Origin of the sequence: Bradyrhizobium sp. (assembly GCF_036735945.1) — a bacterium.
GTDB lineage: Bacteria > Pseudomonadota > Alphaproteobacteria > Rhizobiales > Xanthobacteraceae > Bradyrhizobium.
Genome location: NZ_DAINNI010000231.1, coordinates 1 through 3,587, shown reverse-complemented (window position 1 = coordinate 3,587; position 3,587 = coordinate 1). Strand labels below are relative to the sequence as shown.

General features: G+C 64.2%; 4 protein-coding genes. 1 reads left to right on the top strand and 3 read right to left on the bottom strand.

All coding sequences use genetic code 11. From position 1 onward, the window contains the following. The 3 genes from V7E26_RS29650 to V7E26_RS29640 all read right to left on the bottom strand — a co-directional run. Positions 1–231 (bottom strand): DUF4170 domain-containing protein (locus V7E26_RS29650; protein WP_324422938.1); only part of this gene is annotated, 231 nt, incomplete at its 3' end. A 90-nt stretch (positions 232–321) separates the two neighbouring features. Further along, positions 322–1,131 (bottom strand): inositol monophosphatase family protein, encoded by an 810-nt coding sequence (locus V7E26_RS29645; protein ID WP_324422937.1) that lies wholly within the window; start codon positions 1,129–1,131, stop codon positions 322–324. Continuing rightward, complete coding sequence (locus V7E26_RS29640) at positions 1,118–2,518, bottom strand: TldD/PmbA family protein (RefSeq protein ID WP_324422936.1); 1,401 nt, start codon at positions 2,516–2,518, stop codon at positions 1,118–1,120. The genes V7E26_RS29645 and V7E26_RS29640 overlap by 14 nt, the downstream gene beginning before the upstream one ends. 286 nt (positions 2,519–2,804) lie before the next feature. Here V7E26_RS29640 and V7E26_RS29635 point away from each other — a divergent pair, with 286 nt between their 5' ends. After that, positions 2,805–3,332, top strand: coding sequence for a DUF6101 family protein (locus V7E26_RS29635; RefSeq protein WP_324422935.1), 528 nt, complete (start codon positions 2,805–2,807; stop codon positions 3,330–3,332). The last annotated feature ends 255 nt before the right edge of the window (positions 3,333–3,587 follow it).

The following is a 3,587-nucleotide window of genomic DNA, read 5'->3' as shown; positions in this document are numbered from 1 at the left end:
GTCTTGACCTGGATCGAGCAGCCGGTGGAGGTGAACCACGAAATAGCGCATGTGGGCGTTGTCCACGGTCTGCTGCGCCTTCGCCTTCCAGGCCGCGAGAGCGGATGCGTAATTGGGATACACGCCGACGATGTCGACCTGGTCGAGGTCCTTGAAGGTGACGTGTTCGAGATTGGTCAACTCGCCGCCGATGACAAGATGCAGCAATTGCTGCGGGGCACTATCTGGCATGATGGTCTTTCCTAACGAAATGCCCGGCAAGCATGAGCGATACGATCAATCGCGAGACAAGCGGGATATGTGACACGGATTTCGGCCTAATCAGGGCAACCGGTGATCCCGGAAATGCTCGACAATACGCGCATGCCGATCGTACCCCGCCGCCACCAGAATCCCGTGCACCACGTCCCGGCGATTATACTCGATCGCGTCCCCCGAGAGCGCGGTCATTCTACCATTCGCTTCCTGCACGATCAAATTCGCGGCGGCAAGATCCCAATCGCGGCTCTGGCCGCCTGCAAAAGCGGCATCCAGGCTGCCGTCGGCGACCCGGCACAGCCGCAGCGCCAGAGACCCGATTCGCGGATGCAGCGTGATGTCGTCCACCGAGGTGCTCAGCCGCTGCACCAGCGGCTTCGGCCCGGCCATGCGGGAAAAATCCAGCTCCGCGCCTGCGCTCGCGCGCACCGGCCTTTCGTTGTGGGTGGTGCCCTTGCCACGAATCGCGAAGAAGAATTCGTCGCTGACGGGCGCGAATACCGCCGCCAGCACCGGCGATGAGCCCGCAACCAGCGCCACACTGACGCACCAGTCTTCGCGGCCGGCGAGATAGGCGCGGGTACCGTCGATCGGATCGACGATCCAGACCAGCTCCTTGCCCAGGCGGGAATCGTCGTCGACGCTCTCTTCCGAGAGCCAGCCATAATCCGGCGTCGCCGCGCGCAGCCGCCGCTCGACGAGGTCGTTGACGGCAATGTCGGCTTCGGAGACCGGCGACGAGGCGCCCTTGGTCCAGTTCTTCAGGTCGGTGCGAAACAGCGACAGCGCCAGCGCGCCGGCCTCGCGCACGGTGTCGCGCAACAGCGCGGCATCGCGCGTCCAGATCATCTCGGCGGTATCAACGTCCGCCAAGCGTCAGGCCCTCGATGCGCAGCGTCGGCGCATTGACGCCGTAGCGGAATTCCAGGTCGTTGGCGGGAACGAGCGACTTGAACATCGGCAGCAGATGGCCTGCGATGGTCACCTCGCTGACGGGATAGGTGATCTCGCCGTTCTCGATCCAGAAGCCGGAGGCGCCGCGGCTGTAATCGCCGGTCACGCCGTTGACGCCGGAGCCGATCAGGTCGGTGACGTAAAAGCCCTGCTTGATGTCGGAGATCAGCTCTTTCGGGGTCATCGCGCCGCCTTCGAGATGCAGATTGTACGATCCCGGCGATGGCGAGGACGAGACGCCGCGATGGGCGTGCCCCGTCGTCACCAGCCCGAGCTCGCGCGCAGTGGCGCAATCGAGCAGCCATGTGGTCAGCACGCCTTCGTCGATCAGCGCCTGCTTCTTTACCTTGACGCCCTCGGCATCGAAGGTCTGCGAGCGCAGGCCGCGCACCCGAAGCGGATCGTCGATGATGCGGATGTTGCTGGCGAACAATTGCTCGCCCATCCGGTCTTTCAAAAAGCTGGTCTTGCGCGCGATCGAGGCGCCGTTGATGGCGCCGACGAGATGGCCGACCAGCGATGCCGACACCCGGGGGTCATACACCACCGGCACCTTGCAGGTTTCGACCTTGCGCGGATTGGCGCGCGCCACCGTGCGCTCCCCTGCCCGGCGGCCGACGGCTTCGGGTGATTCGAGATCGGACGCATGCGGCGCCGAGGTGAAATCGTAGTCGCGCTCCATGCCGGTGCCCTCACCGGAGATCGCGGTCATCGAGATGCCGTGGCTGGAACGCAGATAGCAGCCGTGGAAGCCGGTCGAGGTCACCAGCACCATGCCACCGATGCCGCTCGAGGCCGACGCGCCGCCCGATTTGGTCACGCCCTTGACCGCGAGCCCGGCGGCTTCCGCCGCGCAGGCGCGGCGCTCCAGTTCGGCGGTAGCGGGAACGGTGCGATCGAGCAGGTCGAGATCGGCGAACTCTCGCGCCAGCAGCGAGGGATCGGCGAGGCCGACATATTTGTCGTCGGGCGCGACGCGGGCCATCGCCACCGCCCGTTCGGCGAGCTTGGCGATGCCATCGCCGGAGATGTCGTTGGTCGAGACCACCGCCTGGCGCTGCCCGACAAGCACCCGCAACCCGACGTCGTCGCCTTCCGAGCGCTCGGACTCCTCGACCTTGCCGTCGCGCACCTCGACACCCTGCGAGACGCCGCGCACCGCGACCGCATCGGCGGCATCCGCGCCGGCGCGCCGGGCCGCCTCGACCAGGCGTTGCGCCAATGTCGAGAGCGCCGATTGATCGAACAGGTCGGAGGTCTCAGGCGATTTCGAAAGCGGTGACGTCGTGGATGGTGAAGAGTTCACAAACAAAATCCCTGACATTGAAGGGAGCGGGAACGCAAATCGACAAGGCCATCAGATGTGCCTGATTCACAGGGAGTTCAAGCATTTTGCGGCGCCAAATGCCAAACAATTTCGGCATTTATGCAAGGTCTCGTCAATCATGCGCGCCAAGGTCTTGTCAATCATGCGGGGAGATCCAGGGCGGGTGAGGTCTCCTTAACCAGGCTTTTTAAGGCGAAACGGAAATTGCTCGGCTAAGGTCTCACGCATCGACCGGGAACATAATCCCGGCGGGGAGATGAGAGCCGTGGGGCGTCAAACAGCAACAAGCGGGATCCATCCCGCCGGGTCGAGCCGCGCTATGCGGCTCGACCCTCTTTCTCTGCCGCTCAGCTTTCATGCGCACGACACCCGCGCCGACGGCGGCGTGCGCAGGGTAGAACTTCACCGCGAACGCGTCATCCTGCACCGTGCCGTCCTCGGCATGCGGATGGCGATCAATGTCCGCGTCAGCGACTTTCTCGGCGTCGCACTGCGCGGCCTCGACGACGCGGCGCAGATGCTGGTAATGGCGCATCGCGATCCCTCGCTCAATATTCCGTTGTGCGTGAGCTCCGACCACGAGGAGATCGCCACCGCCTGGCAGATGTGGAGCGAGATCCTCGCGCTGCCGCTGCTGACCGAAGACGACGATCGCGAACCGGCCGCCCGCCGCCGCCGCCACAACGCGGTCCGCGCCCGCCGCCCGAAATTTTTGATGCGCCGCCGGCCCGGCAATCTCGACAACACCGAGACCGTACATCGCGACGAACGCGAGATCATCGCGCGGGACTGAGTTGGGCGCGTCGCTCCTCCACACCGAGTTCGCGTCATTGCGAGCGCAGCGAAGCAATCCATCTCTCGGCGTATGAGGTGACAATGGATTGCTTCGCTGCGCTCGCAATGACGCTGAAATAGCGCCGCACACACCACTGTCATCCTCCGCGCATGCGGAGGATCCAGTACGCCGCGGCTTATCGGTTCGATCACTGCTGCCTCTGGAATACTTGTATGGGGAGAGATCAAGAGTGATCGTTGTCAGATCATTTCA